The 14,511-nt window shown below is 56.6% G+C and carries 24 protein-coding genes; 17 read left to right on the top strand and 7 right to left on the bottom strand.

Features of this window, described 5'->3' with window-relative positions:
- The first annotated feature begins 4 nt into the window (after nt 1-4).
- The 17 genes from rplX (at nt 5) to ACFKSJ_RS07090 (ending at nt 9,764) form a co-directional block, all read left to right on the top strand.
- Nucleotides 5-373 (top strand): 50S ribosomal protein L24, encoded by a 369-nt coding sequence (gene rplX, locus ACFKSJ_RS07170; RefSeq protein ID WP_440949118.1) that lies wholly within the window; start codon nt 5-7, stop codon nt 371-373.
- Complete coding sequence (locus ACFKSJ_RS07165) at nt 373-1,098, top strand: 30S ribosomal protein S4e (protein ID WP_440949117.1); 726 nt, start codon at nt 373-375, stop codon at nt 1,096-1,098. Before rplX ends, ACFKSJ_RS07165 begins: the two co-directional genes overlap by 1 nt.
- Complete coding sequence (locus ACFKSJ_RS07160; protein ID WP_440949116.1) at nt 1,095-1,613, top strand: 50S ribosomal protein L5; 519 nt, start codon at nt 1,095-1,097, stop codon at nt 1,611-1,613. Before ACFKSJ_RS07165 ends, ACFKSJ_RS07160 begins: the two co-directional genes overlap by 4 nt.
- Nucleotides 1,613-1,768 (top strand): 30S ribosomal protein S14, encoded by a 156-nt coding sequence (locus ACFKSJ_RS07155; protein WP_012617149.1) that lies wholly within the window; start codon nt 1,613-1,615, stop codon nt 1,766-1,768. Before ACFKSJ_RS07160 ends, ACFKSJ_RS07155 begins: the two co-directional genes overlap by 1 nt.
- A 12-nt stretch (nt 1,769-1,780) precedes the next feature.
- The gene (locus ACFKSJ_RS07150; protein ID WP_440949115.1) at nt 1,781-2,173 is read left to right on the top strand and encodes a 30S ribosomal protein S8; all 393 of its coding nucleotides are present in this window, start codon (nt 1,781-1,783) and stop codon (nt 2,171-2,173) included.
- Nucleotides 2,174-2,184: 11 nt separating this feature from the next.
- Nucleotides 2,185-2,709: a 50S ribosomal protein L6 gene (locus ACFKSJ_RS07145; protein ID WP_440949114.1), complete on the top strand. Its 525-nt coding sequence runs from the start codon at nt 2,185-2,187 to the stop codon at nt 2,707-2,709.
- A gap of 5 nt (nt 2,710-2,714) precedes the next feature.
- Nucleotides 2,715-3,137, top strand: coding sequence for a 50S ribosomal protein L32e (locus ACFKSJ_RS07140; RefSeq protein ID WP_440949113.1), 423 nt, complete (start codon nt 2,715-2,717; stop codon nt 3,135-3,137).
- Complete coding sequence (locus ACFKSJ_RS07135) at nt 3,130-3,582, top strand: 50S ribosomal protein L19e (protein ID WP_440949112.1); 453 nt, start codon at nt 3,130-3,132, stop codon at nt 3,580-3,582. The genes ACFKSJ_RS07140 and ACFKSJ_RS07135 overlap by 8 nt, the downstream gene beginning before the upstream one ends.
- A 1-nt stretch (nt 3,583) precedes the next feature.
- Nucleotides 3,584-4,111 carry a 50S ribosomal protein L18 gene (locus ACFKSJ_RS07130; protein ID WP_440949111.1) on the top strand — a complete coding sequence of 176 codons (528 nt, stop codon included), beginning with the start codon at nt 3,584-3,586 and terminating at the stop codon, nt 4,109-4,111.
- A 1-nt stretch (nt 4,112) separates the two neighbouring features.
- Entirely contained in the window at nt 4,113-4,736 is a 624-nt protein-coding gene (locus ACFKSJ_RS07125) for a 30S ribosomal protein S5 (RefSeq protein ID WP_440949110.1), read from the top strand.
- Entirely contained in the window at nt 4,736-5,197 is a 462-nt protein-coding gene (locus ACFKSJ_RS07120) for a 50S ribosomal protein L30 (RefSeq protein ID WP_440949109.1), read from the top strand. Before ACFKSJ_RS07125 ends, ACFKSJ_RS07120 begins: the two co-directional genes overlap by 1 nt.
- Before the next feature lie 6 nt (nt 5,198-5,203).
- Nucleotides 5,204-5,632: an uL15m family ribosomal protein gene (locus ACFKSJ_RS07115; RefSeq protein ID WP_440949108.1), complete on the top strand. Its 429-nt coding sequence runs from the start codon at nt 5,204-5,206 to the stop codon at nt 5,630-5,632.
- A gap of 26 nt (nt 5,633-5,658) precedes the next feature.
- Nucleotides 5,659-7,092 (top strand): preprotein translocase subunit SecY, encoded by a 1,434-nt coding sequence (gene secY, locus ACFKSJ_RS07110; RefSeq protein WP_440949107.1) that lies wholly within the window; start codon nt 5,659-5,661, stop codon nt 7,090-7,092.
- 4 nt (nt 7,093-7,096) lie between these two features.
- Complete coding sequence (locus ACFKSJ_RS07105) at nt 7,097-7,669, top strand: adenylate kinase (RefSeq protein ID WP_440949106.1); 573 nt, start codon at nt 7,097-7,099, stop codon at nt 7,667-7,669.
- Between the two features lie 4 nt (nt 7,670-7,673).
- On the top strand, nt 7,674-8,273 hold the full coding sequence (locus ACFKSJ_RS07100; protein ID WP_440949105.1) for a DUF106 domain-containing protein: 600 nt from the start codon (nt 7,674-7,676) through the stop codon (nt 8,271-8,273).
- Nucleotides 8,273-8,803, top strand: coding sequence for a (d)CMP kinase (cmk, locus tag ACFKSJ_RS07095; protein ID WP_440949104.1), 531 nt, complete (start codon nt 8,273-8,275; stop codon nt 8,801-8,803). Before ACFKSJ_RS07100 ends, cmk begins: the two co-directional genes overlap by 1 nt.
- A 61-nt stretch (nt 8,804-8,864) precedes the next feature.
- The gene (locus tag ACFKSJ_RS07090; RefSeq protein ID WP_440949103.1) at nt 8,865-9,764 is read left to right on the top strand and encodes a PadR family transcriptional regulator; all 900 of its coding nucleotides are present in this window, start codon (nt 8,865-8,867) and stop codon (nt 9,762-9,764) included.
- Nucleotides 9,765-9,767: 3 nt separating this feature from the next.
- Here the strand turns inward: ACFKSJ_RS07090 and ACFKSJ_RS07085 are convergent, their stop codons facing one another.
- The 7 genes from ACFKSJ_RS07085 to ACFKSJ_RS07055 form a co-directional block, all read right to left on the bottom strand.
- Complete coding sequence (locus tag ACFKSJ_RS07085; RefSeq protein ID WP_440949102.1) at nt 9,768-10,283, bottom strand: nitroreductase family protein; 516 nt, start codon at nt 10,281-10,283, stop codon at nt 9,768-9,770.
- Nucleotides 10,284-10,345: 62 nt separating this feature from the next.
- Nucleotides 10,346-11,332, bottom strand: coding sequence for a DUF3821 domain-containing protein (locus ACFKSJ_RS07080; RefSeq protein ID WP_440949101.1), 987 nt, complete (start codon nt 11,330-11,332; stop codon nt 10,346-10,348).
- A 195-nt stretch (nt 11,333-11,527) separates the two neighbouring features.
- Nucleotides 11,528-11,701, bottom strand: a complete 174-nt coding sequence (locus ACFKSJ_RS07075) for a DUF362 domain-containing protein (RefSeq protein WP_440949100.1) — start codon at nt 11,699-11,701, stop codon at nt 11,528-11,530.
- Nucleotides 11,702-11,767: 66 nt separating this feature from the next.
- The gene (dapB, locus tag ACFKSJ_RS07070; protein WP_440949099.1) at nt 11,768-12,532 is read right to left on the bottom strand and encodes a 4-hydroxy-tetrahydrodipicolinate reductase; all 765 of its coding nucleotides are present in this window, start codon (nt 12,530-12,532) and stop codon (nt 11,768-11,770) included.
- A gap of 152 nt (nt 12,533-12,684) precedes the next feature.
- The gene (dapB, locus tag ACFKSJ_RS07065) at nt 12,685-13,443 is read right to left on the bottom strand and encodes a 4-hydroxy-tetrahydrodipicolinate reductase (protein WP_440949098.1); all 759 of its coding nucleotides are present in this window, start codon (nt 13,441-13,443) and stop codon (nt 12,685-12,687) included.
- Nucleotides 13,436-14,311, bottom strand: coding sequence for a 4-hydroxy-tetrahydrodipicolinate synthase (gene dapA, locus ACFKSJ_RS07060; protein ID WP_440949097.1), 876 nt, complete (start codon nt 14,309-14,311; stop codon nt 13,436-13,438). Before dapA ends, dapB (ACFKSJ_RS07065) begins: the two co-directional genes overlap by 8 nt.
- Nucleotides 14,312-14,319: 8 nt before the next feature.
- Entirely contained in the window at nt 14,320-14,511 is a 192-nt protein-coding gene (locus ACFKSJ_RS07055; protein WP_012617170.1) for a 30S ribosomal protein S17e, read from the bottom strand.

Below are 14,511 nucleotides of genomic sequence, written 5' to 3'. Positions count from 1 at the left end.
AGTGATGGTACGGATTGCAAGTAAACAGCCAAGAAAGCAGCGGAAAGCACGCTATGATGCCACCCAGCACCAGCGCAGCACGATGCTCGGCGCGCCGCTCGCTCCTGCACTGCGGGAGAAGTACGGCGGCACAAGAACCGTTCGTGTGGTCACCGGGGATACCGTCAAGGTGCTCCGCGGCGACTTTGTCGGCGAAGAGGGCGTGGTCGATGGTGTGGACACCAGAACCTATAAGATCATTGTGCACGGGGTCTCAGTCAAAAAGGCAGACGGGACAGAAGTGCCACGTAAGGTGGACCCGTCCAATGTGCAGATCACAAAACTGAACCTGAAGGATCCGCGCAGAGCCGCGAAACTCGGGGAGGTAGCATAATGTCTGAACATCTGAAGAGACTTGTCGCACCCCGTGCGTGGCATATCGCAAAGAAGACGAAAACGTTCATCTCAAAGACCGCACCAGGGCCCCACAACGGACAGGCGCTCCCAATCGGGGTCTGGCTCCGTGATACGATGGGATTCGCCCAGACCTTAAAAGAGGTCAAGCAGATCTTAAACGAGCGCTCTGTCATCGTCAACGGCAGGCCATGCAGAGACCCAAAGATGGGGATCGGGATCTTCGACATCATTGCGATCCCAAAGATGGGAAAATATTACCGGATTCTGCTCGCCAAGAACGGCAGACTGGTCGCCATTGAGATCGATGCAGAGGCTGCCAAGAGCCGGCTCTGCAAGGTTCAGAACAAGACGATCGTGGCCGGCGGAAAGACCCAGGTGAACCTGACCTATGGTGCGAATGTGCTGACAGAAGAGGCATGCTCACCAAAGGACTCCCTGGTTCTCTCGCTTGAGCCAGAACAGCGGTTTGCAGTCATCGAGCACTTCCCGTACAAAGAAGGGAACATGGCGATGGTGATCGGCGGCCGGCACTCGGGTAAGATCGGGAAGATCCTGACGATCACGACCGTGATGGGCTCGACTCCGAACACGGTCATCCTCGAAGAGGTCGGAACCGGCACCCAGTTCGACACGATCGACTCGTATATCTACATGGTCGGGCGCGAAACCCCGGCAATCGCTGAATGGGGGATTGAAGAGTGACCCAGCGGCAGAACCCGTTACGCCTGCCAGCCATCAACAAACTGGTCGTCCACATGGGCGTCGGTGAGAGTGGTGAGCGGCTGGTCAAGGGTGAGGAGATCATGCGAGCGATCACCGGCCAGAACCCGGTCCGGACGATCGCAAAGAAGACTCAGCCTGCATTCAATGTCAGGAAAGGCGCTCCAATCGGCTGCAAGGTAACCCTTCGGGGCGATGTGGCCCGGACCTTCCTCGAGACCTCGCTCTCGATCCTTGAAAAGACCCTCGATGCAAGCCAGTTCGACAAGAACGGGAACTTCTCGTTCGGTATCGAGGAGCACACCGATTACCCGGGCATGTCCTATGACCCGAAGATCGGTATCTACGGGATGGATATCAACGTGGTCCTCGAACGCCCGGGTATCAGAATTGCCCGCAGACATATCGAGCAGAAGAAGCTGCCCAACAAGCAGCGTGTCACAAAGGACGATGCGATTGCATTTGTCCGTGAGCAGTTATCCGTGGAGGTGCAGTGATGGCTGGAGAACAGAAGAAGGTGTATGGCCGCGGTGCAAACGAGTGCAAGTTATGCGGACGGAAACAGGGGCTTGTGCGCAGGTACCATATCATGTTCTGCAGGCAGTGCTTCCGCGAATGGGCTCAGAAGATGGGTTTCAAGAAGATGAATTGAGGTGAACGCAGAATGTCAAGACAGAATACAATCGCTGATGCGATGAGCGCCCTGAAGAACGCAGGGGACTGCGGCAAGCCAGAATGCACCCTTGAGCCCTCGAGCAAGCTGCTCGGCGCAATGCTTCGGATCATGCAGGACGCAGGATATATCGGCTCGTTCGATACGATCGATGATAAGAGGGGCGGCCAGTTCCGTGTCCACCTCTCCGGCAGGATCAACAAGTGCGGTGCAATCACCCCACGGTACTCGGTAGGGCTTGATGAGCTTGAATACTGGGAGACCCGGTACCTGCCAGGAAAGAACTTCGGACTTCTGATCCTCTCAACCTCCAAGGGTGTTCTGACCCATAACCAGGCACGCAAGGACGGGATCGGTGGCGAGCTTCTCGGATTTGTCTATTGAGGTGAAAAGAAATGGCAATGGAGAAGACCGTTACCGTCCCTGAAGGGGTCCAGGTACAGATGAAGGAGACCCTTCTGACGATCACCGGACCAAAGGGGACACTGCAGCGCGATGTCCGGTACCCGCAGGTCTCTGTCACTGTTGACGCAGACACGATCGTGGTCAGGACTGAAGCGAGCAGAAAGCAGATCGTCGCGATGGTCGGGACGCTTGCTGCTCATATCAGGAATATGTGCAAAGGTGTGACTGAAGGGTTTGAATACAACATGAAGGTGGTATTCGCTCACTTCCCGATCCAGTTGAAGTTACAGGGCAATATGCTCATAATCGACAACTTCCTCGGTGAAAAGCAGTCCAGAAAGGCACGTATCGAAGAAGGTGTCACCGCCAAGGTCAGCAATGATGAGATCACACTGACCGGGATCAACAAGGAATCAGTTGGAAATTCGGCTGCACATATTGAGCACGCGACCAAGATCAGAAATCGGGATCCCCGTGTGTTCCAGGATGGCATCTATATTGTGGGGAAGGCGTGAGCAGAATGCAGGTTGATACAAAGAGACTGATCCGTGTCAGAAGCGAGCGACGCGCCCGCTTCAAGAGAGACGGATACGGTACAAAGAAGCAGCTGAGTGCCAGCTGGAGAAGGCCCCGCGGTCTGCAGAGCAAACAGCGGGCACAGAAGAAGGCAAAGGGTGTCCATCCAACTGCAGGCTATGGAAGCCCGGTGGCCATTCGCGGCCTCCACCCAAGCGGATACCAGGACATCCTGGTCTTCACACCGAGTGAACTGATCGGCCTGGACCCAGAGACCCAGGCGATCCGGATCGGCGGCACCGTTGGGAACAAGAAGCGTGAAGTGATCCAGGATCTGGCACGTGCAGCCGGTCTGAAGATCTTAAACCCCAAGGATGCGTCCCTGGTCGTCAAGGGCAAACCAGAAGAGGTGAAGGAAGATGAGTGATCTCTCCAACCAGCGCAGAATTGCAGCAGCAGTTCTGAAGTGCGGGCTTCACAGGGTCTGGTTTGATCCAGAGCAGTTAACAGAGATTGAGAACGCAATCTCACGCGAGGATATGCGCAAACTGGTCGAGGATGGAGCTGTCAAGGCACATTCGATCAAGGGCGTCAGCAGAGGACGGGCACGGGCGAAGGCAGAGAAGCGCTCGTACGGCCACTGCAAGGGCTATGGACGGAGGAGAGGTGCCAAGGGTGCACGTCTGCCATCCAAGAGAGCCTGGATCCAGAAGATCAGAGCGATCAGAAAGGCGCTCGTCGAGCTCCGCGAAGTCGGAGTTGTGGACCGTCACCTCTACCGTATGCTCTACCGCAAGTCGGCAGGTGGACAGTTCAGAAACGTTGCACATATGAAAGCACAGATGGAGATCCTCGCAGGGAGGATGAAGTAACATGGCAGTCGGACCCAGGTATTTTGTTCCTTTCAGAAGGAGAAGAGAGGGCAAGACCGATTATTACAAGAGAGGCAAACTGATTGTCGCTGAGCAGCCGCGTATGGTTGTGCGAAAGACCAACCGGCATATCATTGTGCAGATGATCTACGCAGAGATGGAGGGCGATAAGACCCTCGTCACTGCAAACTCAGCCGAGCTGCTGGAATATGGATACAAGGGATCAACCTCCAACACCCCGGCCGCATACCTGACCGGTATGCTGTTTGCCGTCAAGGCGCTGAATGCAGGTCATCCTGCAGCGATCCTTGATATCGGGCTGAACCGTGCGACCTATGGAGCACGGGTCTTCGCTGCACTGAAAGGCGCAGTCGAAGCGGGTCTCGATATCCCGCACGGTGAGGAGATCCTCCCGGCGGATGAACGTGTCAAGGGTGAGCACATCGCTGCATACGCCCCTGACCGTGCAGGAGACCTTGTTGAGAATGTTGAATTGGCCGCTCAGACCATCATGAAGGAGCTGGCATAATATGGCATATGAAGAACATCACCAAGAATGGGTTCCGCTCACAGGTCTGGGAAGGCAGGTTGTATCAGGTGAACTGACCAACATCGACCAGATCTTCGACTCGGGAAAGCCGATCAAGGAACCCCAGATCGTGGACGCATTCCTGCCAGACCTCGTCGATGAGGTTCTGGATATCGAGATGGTCCAGCGGATGACTGACTCTGGTCGCAGAGTCAAGTTCAGAGCTGTCGTTGTGGTCGGAAACCGCGACGGATATATCGGATTCGGACAGGGCAAGGATGTCCAGGTCGGGAACGCTATCAAGAAAGCGATCGACAATGCCAAGGTCAACATCATCAAGGTGCGCAGAGGATGCGGGTCATGGGAATGTGGCTGCGATCTGAAGCACTCGATCCCCATGCAGGTGCAGGGGAAGGCCGGCAGCGTCAAGGTCACCTTAAAGCCCGCCCCCCAGGGGATCGGACTGGTCACCGGTGACATCGGCAAGAAGGTGCTCGAGCTTGCAGGGATCAAGGATGTCTGGACATTCAGCAATGGACAGACCAGAACCACGATCAACTTCGCAAAGGCAACCTTCAATGCACTCCAGCAGACGAATATGATCAGAACCGGAGGATCTGAGTAATGTATGCGGTTGTACAGGTGCGCGGTGTTGTGAACACCCGCCGTGACATCAAGGATACGCTGAAGATGCTTCGTCTCCATCATATCAACCACTGTGTCTTCCTCCCCGACACCCCCGAGATCCTCGGGATGATCAGGAAGGTTAAGGACTATGTCGCCTATGGCGAGGTGGATGAGGCCACCCTCGAGACGCTGATGCGGACACGCGGACGGCTTGAAGGGAACGATGCACTCACTGACGAGTACCTGAAGGAGAACTCAGAACTCAGCGGAATTGCAGACCTTGCAAAGGCGATGATTGAAGGTACGGTACGGGTCCGGGACATCCCTGGCTTAAAACCGGTCCTTCGTCTCCACCCCCCGAGAAAGGGCTACAAATCGCTGAAGAGGACATATCCACAGGGAGGAGCGCTTGGTTATTATGGCCAGGAGATCAATGCTCTTCTCTATAAGATGAGGTGAGACCAGATGCCAGTAAATAAACGATCAAAATACCGTGGTTCGAGGACCTGTGGTGGTGGAACCCATAAGAACCGGCGAGGTGCAGGTAACCGTGGAGGACGTGGCCGTGCAGGTCTCAACGCCCACCGTTTTGCCAAGTTCTACCTGGAAGATGGCGGTCCTGTCTTTGGAAAGAACGGATTCAACCACAGCCCACGCATCCCGGTCAGAGCACTGGACATCGGAACGATCAATCAGATGGTCGATGAACTGATTGCCCACTCTGTTGCCACCAAGGACGGCGACACGATCACCCTCGACACCGCACTGATCGATGTCGACAAGGTGCTCGGCAGTGGCAGAGTGACAGCCAGGTTTAACATCACTGCCAAGGCTTTCTCTGAGCAGGCAAAGGCAAAGATTGAAGCGATGGGTGGTCAGGCACTGATTGTCTGATCCCTTTCATTTTTTAGGGTGAAAGAATGGGAAACCTGCTGGATAGAATGGAGCCCCTGCTTGCAGCGATGCCGGCGGTCCGCAGTCCTGAGGGGCATGTCCATTTTAAAAATAAACTGATGTGGACTGCAGGAATTCTGGTCCTGTATTTCATACTCAGCAATGTACCTCTCTTTGGGCTTGACAAGAGCTCACTGGATCTCTTCCTGGCCTGGCGTGCGCTCCTTGCAGGGGCGAGCGGCTCGATCATCCATCTTGGTATCGGACCTATCGTCACGGCATCGATCGTGCTGCAGCTCCTCAAGGGCGCAGATATTCTTCAGATCGATACCAGTGAGACCCGTGGACAGGTCATGTACATGGGTCTGCAGAAGATCCTGATCCTGGTGATGATCGTCATCGAGGCTGCCCCCAACATTGTGGGCGGGTTTATGAAGCCGAATTCTGCTCTGGTTCAGTCAGTCTTCGGAGGCAACACCCTCGCACTCATGCTGCTCATCTTTATCCAGCTCTGTATTGGCGGAATCCTGATTGTGCTGATGGATGAAGTGGTGACCAAATGGGGGATCGGCTCAGGTGTCGGTCTCTTCATCATCGCAGGGATCTCCCAGAGTCTGATCAACGGGTTCCTGAACTGGACCCCGGTCAGCGATCCCTACCCTGTTGGGTTCTTCCCGCGCCTGGTCGCTATCGGCCTCGGCGGCGGCAACTATCTGCAGTACTTTGGAAAGGATCTCCTCGCCTTCGTCACCACGATCGCGATCTTCCTGATCATCGTCTATGTCGAATCCACCCGTATTGAGATCCCGCTCGCACATGCACAGGTCAGGGGCGCCAGGGCACGCTTCCCGGTGAAACTGATCTACGCCAGCGTGCTGCCGATGATCCTGGTCCGTGTGCTGCAGGCGAACATCCAGATGCTCGGTCTGTTCCTCTCGAATGTCGGGATCAAGATCTTCGGTAACTTCGACGGGCAGACGCCGACCAGTGGGTTGATGTACTTCCTGGCACCGGTCAACGGCCCATCCGACTGGATGTGGTGGGTGACCGACCTCGGCCACGCGCCCTGGGAGGTGCTCACCCGGATGGGAATCGATACGTTCATCATGGTCGTCGGGGGTGCGCTCTTCGCGCTCTTCTGGATCAAGACCGCAGGCCTTGATTCAAAGGATGTGGCCCGGCAGATCCAGACGAGCGGGATGTCGATCCCGGGGTACCGGCGGAATCCGCAGGTGCTCGAGAAGTACCTTGACCGGTATATTCCACGTGTCACGGTGATCGGTGGTGTCTTCATCGGCCTGCTGAGTGTCGTGGCTAACCTCTTCGGGGTTATCGGCGCAGTCAGTGGGACAGGACTGCTGCTGACGGTCTCGATCACGTACAGACTGTATGAAGAGATTGCAAGCCAGCAGATCATGGAGATGTATCCATTCATGCGGCAGTTCTTTGGAAAGGAGTAAACGAATGCCTGGAAGAAAGATCATTATCACCGGGGTACCTGGTGTAGGAAAGACCACGGTGATCAATGAGTCGATTTTGAGGCTCAAAGAAGAGGGGGTCGACTTCCAGTCGATCTCCTTTGGTTCTTTTATGTTTGAGATGGCAGTCTCAAAGGGTCTGGTGAAGGATCGCGACGATATGCGAAAGCTCTCTCGCGATGAACAGAAGCACCTGCAGCAACTGGCCGCAGCTGCGATCGGGAAGATCAACGGGGACGTGATCATCGATACGCATGCTTCGGTCAAGACCCCGAAAGGGTACCTGGCCGGTCTGCCAGAGTGGGTACTTCGCGAACTGAAACCTGATGTTTTTGTGATCGTGGAGACTGATGAAGATCAGATCCTGCTCCGCCGGCTCTCTGACATGACCCGTGTGCGGGATGTCGATGGATTCCGTGCGCTCTCTGAACACCAGGAGTTTAACCGTGCCATCGCCGCGGCCTATGCCATGGTGACCGGATGCACAGTAAAAATTATTAAAAACCCCGATCATCTGCTGGATAAAGCAGTCAGTGATATGGTAAATCTGCTCAGGTGAAGGAATGGATCTCAAGAAGTATGGAGGGTATCTGGCCCTCCTTCTCGCGATGGTGCTGATGCTCGCCTACAGCATCGAATGGCTCAGAAATGGGATCGGCATGGCCATCGACGGGGTCTTCGGACCACTTCTTGACACGTACGGTGTCCCGTTCTTTGCCCTGATCATCATCCTCTCAACCCTGACCGGTCTGTATTCGTCGTTGATCCAGAAGTATACGATCGACTATGAAAAGATGCAGGAGAATCAGAAGGTGATGAAGGCTTTCCAGGTTGAGTTCCGGGAGGCCCAACTCTCCGGGGATGAGAAGAAGATAAAGAAACTCACTGCCAGACAGAATGTGCTGATGCAGGAGCAGCTCCAGATGTCGCAGGCGCAGTTCAAGCCGATGGCGTATATCCTGCTCGTCTCGGTGCCGGTCTTCTTCTGGCTGCTCTACCGCCTTCCACTCACCCATGCGGATATCGTCTTTCCGTTCACGGGTAAACTGGCCTTGACCGCAGGTGCACTCGGTCCGATACAGGCATGGATGGTCTGGTATATGATCTGTTCGCTGATGGTCAGCCAGGTGATCAGAAAAGCGCTGAACATCGGTGGGATCTGATGCGCATCACTATCAGCGGGCCTCCTGGGAGTGGGACTACGTCTCTCTCCAAACATCTGGCAGCAGAGCACAACCTGAAACTTATATCCGCAGGCGAGGTCTTCCGGCAGCTCGCGAAGGAGAAGGGGATGGACCTCGCTGCCTTTGGGGAACTGGCAGAGAACGATCCATCGATCGATCTGATGATCGATGCCCGGCAGAAACAGATCGCCGCGGAACAGGATGATATCATCGTTGAAGGACGCCTCTCCGGGCGGATGGTGGAGCAGGCCGACCTCCGGATCTGGTTGAATGCCCCGCTGGCCTGCAGGGTGGGCCGAATCGCGTTTCGGGACAGTGTGACCTCTGAAGAGGAGGCGATGGCGCTGACCAGGGAGCGGGAGGCCTGTGAGGCCAAACGATATATGATGTACTACCAGATCGACATCAACGATCTCTCCTCCTATCACCTGGTGCTGAACACCGAACGGTGGTCGGTCGACCAGCTCGGTCTGATCGTGAACTGCGCCATCGCCGCGGTCAAAGAGTGACCTGATCGCCCGGGCAGACGATTCCTTTTTTTAAGTCCACGCGATCAACTACTATCACTTTATGGTGACGGCAGATAGTGGAACTCTGGATCTCTGGGTGCTGCAGACTCTTGACCGGCGGTCATGTACACAGAGCGAACTGAACGAACGGCGATCGGGCCGGCGTGGTGACCTTTCCCTGTACCAGGTTCTCTGTCAGCTTCTGTGCCAGGGGTTTATCAGCAGGGATGCAGGTCTCCCCCGGTACCGGGCCCCCTATCACCTGACCAGTGCCGGCAGGCGGTTCCTGCAGAACCTGGAAGAGGATCAGATCGCCCATCACCTCTCGGTTGCCCTCGACCGGATCTACACCGATCTCTTCTCGCTGGCCGTGACAGAGTGCAGCGGGATCTCCCCGGACTCCGGGGCTGTACTGATCTCTTCGAAGCGGTCTGACCTGCTGCTGACAGAGCGTGCCTGCGATCTGCTGGCCGCCCTGGTGAAGGATGAGGGATCGCGGTACCTGGTCACTCCTGCGCTTTTACCGATCCCTGTATCTGCGACACCGCTGATTTCATCCCTCTCTGCCATCGACCTCCCCCCGGTCTCGCTGGACCTGGTGATCATACCGGTGCCAGAACCGGGGATCATGGCCTCCCAGGTCCAGGAGATCAACCGGCTCCTTTCGATCAAGGGGATGCTGGTGATCGCACTGCCCTTCAGTGCCGGCGCAGGGACCGTCTCCCCTGTCGAGGATCTGATCAGGGGGATGGTATGGGATGCGCCATGGTTCAGTTTAGAAGAAGAGATGGCCCTGATCAGGACCCTGGATCTGTACTTCGATGTCTACTGCCTCCGGCATAACCGTTCGGCCCTGCTGATCTGCAGGCGGTGGGGGACCGGTCCGGAGACCGGTTCAGAGGAGGCGGGTGATATCGACGACCAGATCTACCCCTGCAGGGTTGTCGAAGTGAACGATTGATGATCAGGCGGTATCAGGCTGGGTATATCGCTCACGGAAGGTGACCGCTTCGATATCCTTCTTCTTTGCGATGGTCACCTCCATCGGGAACCCGGCAGGGACCAGGGAGACCAGGGTGTACTGGTCCGGCACCCCGAGGAGTTTCCTGACCGCTTCTGCATAGGCCTTCTTGTCTCCGGCGACCCAGCACGATCCGACCCCATAGCCCTGCAGGGCAAGGATCAGGTTCTCGGTGGCGGCGGAACAGTCCTCCAGGTAGTAGGGTTCGTCCCGTTCTCCAAAGATCGCAAAACAGGCCGCCGCTCCGGCGATGAAGGAGCCGTGATCGGTCAAGGCTGCGATCTCGTTCATGGTCTCTTTGCTGGTGATGTATCCGAAGAGCCACGGCTGTCTGTTTGCTGCAGTCGGGGCCAGGTGGGCACAGGCGAGCGCCTCGTCGATGATCTTCTCATCGAGGGGGGTCTCCTTGAAGGAACGGACGCTGTGGCGGGATTTGATGATCGTCGTGCCAAGATTCATGGATCTTTGATGGTATTCCAGACAGATATGTGTTATGCCAAAAAAAGAAGGGTCCGACCTCCTCAACGCTGGTGTCGGAGTGCGATCGCAGCCCCAGCCAGCAGCAGCAGGGCGGCCGTGCCGGCGGTGAACCCCCCGGCCTTCGGGGTGGGGGAGGTTGTCGGGGAGGTGACCGGTGAACCCAGCGGCGTCGAGATCAGCCCGGTGGTCGCCAGGGTGGTCGGCGTCGGCGTGACCGTCACCGTCGCGGTCTCTGCCGGAGAACCGATCACGCCGGTCTGCTGACTGGTGGGGGCGGTGGTGGTCTGGATCAGGGTCACCGTCACATCCCCCGCCTCCACAGTGAGGCCGGCGGCGGTGTTCCTGGTCGTGGTCTTCCCTCCGACCGGATACTCATTCTTCATGTTGTTCGCATTGCACTCGGCCCAGATCATATAACTCCCCTCCGGGTACTGGGCGTTTCCGGTGTTCCAGACCGACCCGGTCTCATAGAGCGAGGAGCTGACGATCACCGGGTCCAGGGACTGGGATTTTCCGTTGATGTCGGTCAGGGAGGTGTACTCGATCCCTCCCGGACCGGTCACGTGGATCGTGATCGGTACTCCGTTCACCCCGGGCCGCTCGGTCATCGTATACATGTTGGTCTCGACCTGGAACTTCACCTGGTCCCCCCGGGAGATCACGCCACTGGTAACCTCGCGGCCGGTCCTGACATTGATCGCTCTGACGGCGAGTGTCGGGTCCTTGATGGTGAAGGCCGGCTTCTTATCAGGGTAGATGTACCAGACCCCGGTCTCAGTGCCATAGATGGTCGGAGAGACGAAGAAGTTCTTTGGGTCCGAGATCGTCTGAAGGTCGGTCGGGGCATCGGTGATCGGAGATCTGCCGGCCCCCCACCAGGCCACCTGCGTTCCTGCAGCGACTCCGTTGAGGTTCAAACCCTGTTCTCCAATGAAGATCACGCCCCCCTGGGGGATATCACTCAGTGTTGCGGTGACTGCCGGGACCATCAGGACCAGGCAGGCAGCAACCAGAAGTATTGAACTCATGTTTCGTCTCATCATCAGTTCACCAGAGGGGGTATAGGTACCGGTGGTAGATAATGATGTGGGAGACGGGCCGTCCCTGTCTTTTGACATCGATGAGGAAAGGGTCTGGTGATGGATGATCAGTTCAGGCAATTCTGCATGAGATAAAAAACGTAATTCGAAGAAGAGTCCTCTCCTCCAATGCCGGGTGGACGATCAGTCCATGGTGATGGCTGCGGAGGGACAGACTTCCACGCATGAACCGCAGTCCACGCATTTGTCCTTGTCGATGACGGCGATTCCATCGACCATCACGATCGCTTCAGCGGGGCACTCGTCCACGCATGTTTCACAGCCTACACACTGCTCAGAATCAACTTTTGCAACCATATAAAACTCTCCTTACGATCTCTGCAGATACTATGAAATATATTTCTATCAGGGCTGTACTTATCCTTATGGTTCAAGGCCGAGCACTGCACTGAACGGATAGATGCCGGGTTTTTTGCCGGGCACCCAGGCGGCCGCCTTCAGGGCTCCTTTCACAAATACGGCCCGGTCATAGGCGCGATGCGAGAGGGTGATCGATTCGAAGTTCTTTGCAAAGGTGACGGCATGGTCGCCGACGATGTCGCCACCGCGGAATACGTGCACTCCTATCTCGTTCTGCCGTTCGGTGATCCCTTCCCTGCCGTAGACCTTCTCCCGTTCTCCGACCGCCTCGTCCAGGATCGAGAGGATCGTCTTCGCCGTTCCGCTCGGGGCGTCCTTCTTGTACCGGTGGTGAGCCTCGCTGACCTCGATGTCGTACTCGCTGAGCATCGGGGCCGCATTTTTGAGGATCTGCCAGAAGATGTTCACCCCGATGCTGAAGTTGGTCGAGATGACCGCCGGCACCGTCCCCTCGATCGCGTCGCGAATCTGCTGCTGCTGCAGATCAGAGAACCCGGTAGTACCGACGACCAGCGCCACATGGTGGCGTGCGGCTGCCTGGATGGTGGTAACCGCTGCAGATGCGATCGTGAAGTCGATCAGCACATCCGGTTTCTGTTCAGAGAGAAGCCGATCGATCTCCTCTGACTTCACCACATCAACGTTGAACTGGGTGCCGGCCCGAATATCGATCCCGCCGACCAGTTCAAGCCCTTCGGTCTCGGTGACCATCTTACAGATCATCGAACCCATCCTTCCAAAGGCCCCTGAAACCACAACTTTAGTCATAGGTGTTCAGCACTCCGCCAGGGCCATGGTCAGTTCCGTTTCACAGCCGGCACGCATGCCAGAATCCATTTTTGCAACCATATAATACTCTCCGTATGATCTCAACAGTTGTTATTAAAATATATCAATATCTTCAGTACCGGACTTTATCCTTAAAGGCCGAGCACTGCACTGAACGGATAGATGCCGGGTTTTTTGCCAGGCACCCAGGCGGCTGCTTTCAGAGCACCTTCTACCAGTACTGCCCGATCATAGGCGCGATGCGAGAGGGTGATCGATTCGAAGTTCTTTGCGAAGGTGACGGCATGGTCGCCGACGATATCCCCGCCGCGGAACACATGCACCCCTATCTCGTTCTGCCGTTCGGTGATCCCTTCCCTGCCGTAGACCTTCTCACGCTCTCCGACCGCCTCGTCCAGGATCGAGAGGATCGTCTTCGCCGTTCCGCTCGGGGCGTCCTTCTTGTACCGGTGGTGAGCCTCGCTGACCTCGATGTCATACTCGCTGAGCATCTGGGCCGCATTTTTGAGGATCTGCCAGAAGATGTTCATCCCGATACTGAAGTTTGATGACATCACCATCGGTACCTCCTCTTCTACCGCTTCCCGGATCTGCTGCAGTTCTGCATCAGAGAAACCGGTTGTGCCCACGACCAGGGCAACGTGGTGGCGTGCGGCGGCCTGGATGGTCTCGACCGCCGCCGATGCCACGGCGAAGTCGATCAGCACATCCGGTTTCTGTTCAGAGAGAAGCCGATCGATCTCCTCGGACTTCACCACCTCGACATTGAACTGGGTGCCGGCTCTGTGCCCGATCCCGCCGACCAGTTCAAGCCCTTCGGTCTCGGTGACCATCTTGCAGATCATCGATCCCATGCGGCCCTGGGCCCCTGAGACCACGACCTTAATCATAGGTGCTCAGCACTTTTGACAGTGCAGCGGTCCTCCCCGCATCCAGCTCGTCGAGCGGGAGCCTCAGTGGACCTGCGGCCATCCCCCTGAGGCTTATCGCCTTCTTGACCGGAATCGGGTTGGTATCGATGAAGAGCGCCCTGCAGAGCGGGGCCAGTCCATAATGTAGGCTGATCGCGCCGTCCCAGTCCCCCCCGGTATAGGCCTGGTACATCGCCACCATCCGCCCAGGCTCCACGTTCGCCGCCACTGAGATCACGCCGCCCCCACCGAGTGCCAGCACCGGCAGGGTCATACCGTCGTCCCCTGAGATCACGGTGAAGTCCTGGTCCAGGGTTCCCTCGATGATCTCTGATACCTGGGAGATGTTTCCGCTCGCCTCCTTGATCCCGACGATGTTCGGGTGCGCGGAGAGCTCGGTCACCAGGTCTGGTGGGAGGTTCTGACCGGTCCGGCTGGGCACATTGTAGAGGACGACAGGGATGTCGAGATCTGCGATGGCGGTGAAGTGCTTGACCAGCCCTGACCGGTTGGGCTTGTTGTAGTAAGGGCTGATGATCAGCACGCCGTCGGCACCGAGATCCTTCGCGGACCGGGTGAACCGGATCGCCTCTTCGGTGCTGTTCGAACCTGCCCCGGCGAGTACAGGGACCTTCCCTGCAACCGCTTCGATCGTCGCCTCGATCACCCTGACATGCTCCTCAAAACTGAGGGTCGCCGACTCGCCGGTCGACCCGCAGGGAACCACGCCGTGGATACCTTTACTGAGCAGGAAAGCAATGTTGGATTGCAGACCTGAAAGGTCGAGGCTCTTGCCATGATCGTTCTGAAATGGGGTAACGATTGCCGGAAGAACTCCCTCAAACATAAAATAGATTATAGATGTTTCTTGGTATTTACTTTTCTCGTGATGAACCCGGCGATGCGGTTTCTGACACGCTTGCTGTCGATGACGGTCAGCTCAGATACCTGATGCTTGTTCTCGTCAAAGTCCGGTGTGAACCTGTCTCCGTACCGTCCGATCAGTTCAAGACCGAAATTTTTGATATAACTTGGTTTGATGCCCAT

The organism is Methanosphaerula subterraneus (genome assembly GCF_052055875.1).
Taxonomy (GTDB): domain Archaea; phylum Halobacteriota; class Methanomicrobia; order Methanomicrobiales; family Methanospirillaceae; genus Methanosphaerula; species Methanosphaerula subterraneus.
This window is presented reverse-complemented; position numbering and strand designations above follow the sequence as displayed.

Coding starts and splice junctions, on each gene's coding strand:
- ACFKSJ_RS07100 (WP_440949105.1), top strand. CDS start 7,674: ATGGATCTCAAGAAGTATGGAGGGTATCTGGCCCTCCTTCTCGCGATG.
- ACFKSJ_RS07125 (WP_440949110.1), top strand. CDS start 4,113: ATGGCATATGAAGAACATCACCAAGAATGGGTTCCGCTCACAGGTCTG.
- ACFKSJ_RS07165 (WP_440949117.1), top strand. CDS start 373: ATGTCTGAACATCTGAAGAGACTTGTCGCACCCCGTGCGTGGCATATC.
- ACFKSJ_RS07080 (WP_440949101.1), bottom strand. CDS start 11,332: ATGAGTTCAATACTTCTGGTTGCTGCCTGCCTGGTCCTGATGGTCCCG.
- ACFKSJ_RS07150 (WP_440949115.1), top strand. CDS start 1,781: ATGTCAAGACAGAATACAATCGCTGATGCGATGAGCGCCCTGAAGAAC.
- ACFKSJ_RS07105 (WP_440949106.1), top strand. CDS start 7,097: ATGCCTGGAAGAAAGATCATTATCACCGGGGTACCTGGTGTAGGAAAG.
- ACFKSJ_RS07055 (WP_012617170.1), bottom strand. CDS start 14,511: ATGGGCATCAAACCAAGTTATATCAAAAATTTCGGTCTTGAACTGATC.
- ACFKSJ_RS07115 (WP_440949108.1), top strand. CDS start 5,204: ATGCCAGTAAATAAACGATCAAAATACCGTGGTTCGAGGACCTGTGGT.
- ACFKSJ_RS07130 (WP_440949111.1), top strand. CDS start 3,584: ATGGCAGTCGGACCCAGGTATTTTGTTCCTTTCAGAAGGAGAAGAGAG.
- secY (WP_440949107.1), top strand. CDS start 5,659: ATGGGAAACCTGCTGGATAGAATGGAGCCCCTGCTTGCAGCGATGCCG.
- rplX (WP_440949118.1), top strand. CDS start 5: ATGGTACGGATTGCAAGTAAACAGCCAAGAAAGCAGCGGAAAGCACGC.
- dapB (WP_440949098.1), bottom strand. CDS start 13,443: ATGATTAAGGTCGTGGTCTCAGGGGCCCAGGGCCGCATGGGATCGATG.
- ACFKSJ_RS07120 (WP_440949109.1), top strand. CDS start 4,736: ATGTATGCGGTTGTACAGGTGCGCGGTGTTGTGAACACCCGCCGTGAC.
- dapA (WP_440949097.1), bottom strand. CDS start 14,311: ATGTTTGAGGGAGTTCTTCCGGCAATCGTTACCCCATTTCAGAACGAT.
- cmk (WP_440949104.1), top strand. CDS start 8,273: ATGCGCATCACTATCAGCGGGCCTCCTGGGAGTGGGACTACGTCTCTC.
- ACFKSJ_RS07145 (WP_440949114.1), top strand. CDS start 2,185: ATGGCAATGGAGAAGACCGTTACCGTCCCTGAAGGGGTCCAGGTACAG.
- ACFKSJ_RS07085 (WP_440949102.1), bottom strand. CDS start 10,283: ATGAATCTTGGCACGACGATCATCAAATCCCGCCACAGCGTCCGTTCC.
- ACFKSJ_RS07090 (WP_440949103.1), top strand. CDS start 8,865: ATGGTGACGGCAGATAGTGGAACTCTGGATCTCTGGGTGCTGCAGACT.
- ACFKSJ_RS07155 (WP_012617149.1), top strand. CDS start 1,613: ATGGCTGGAGAACAGAAGAAGGTGTATGGCCGCGGTGCAAACGAGTGC.
- dapB (WP_440949099.1), bottom strand. CDS start 12,532: ATGACTAAAGTTGTGGTTTCAGGGGCCTTTGGAAGGATGGGTTCGATG.
- ACFKSJ_RS07075 (WP_440949100.1), bottom strand. CDS start 11,701: ATGGTTGCAAAAGTTGATTCTGAGCAGTGTGTAGGCTGTGAAACATGC.
- ACFKSJ_RS07140 (WP_440949113.1), top strand. CDS start 2,715: ATGCAGGTTGATACAAAGAGACTGATCCGTGTCAGAAGCGAGCGACGC.
- ACFKSJ_RS07135 (WP_440949112.1), top strand. CDS start 3,130: ATGAGTGATCTCTCCAACCAGCGCAGAATTGCAGCAGCAGTTCTGAAG.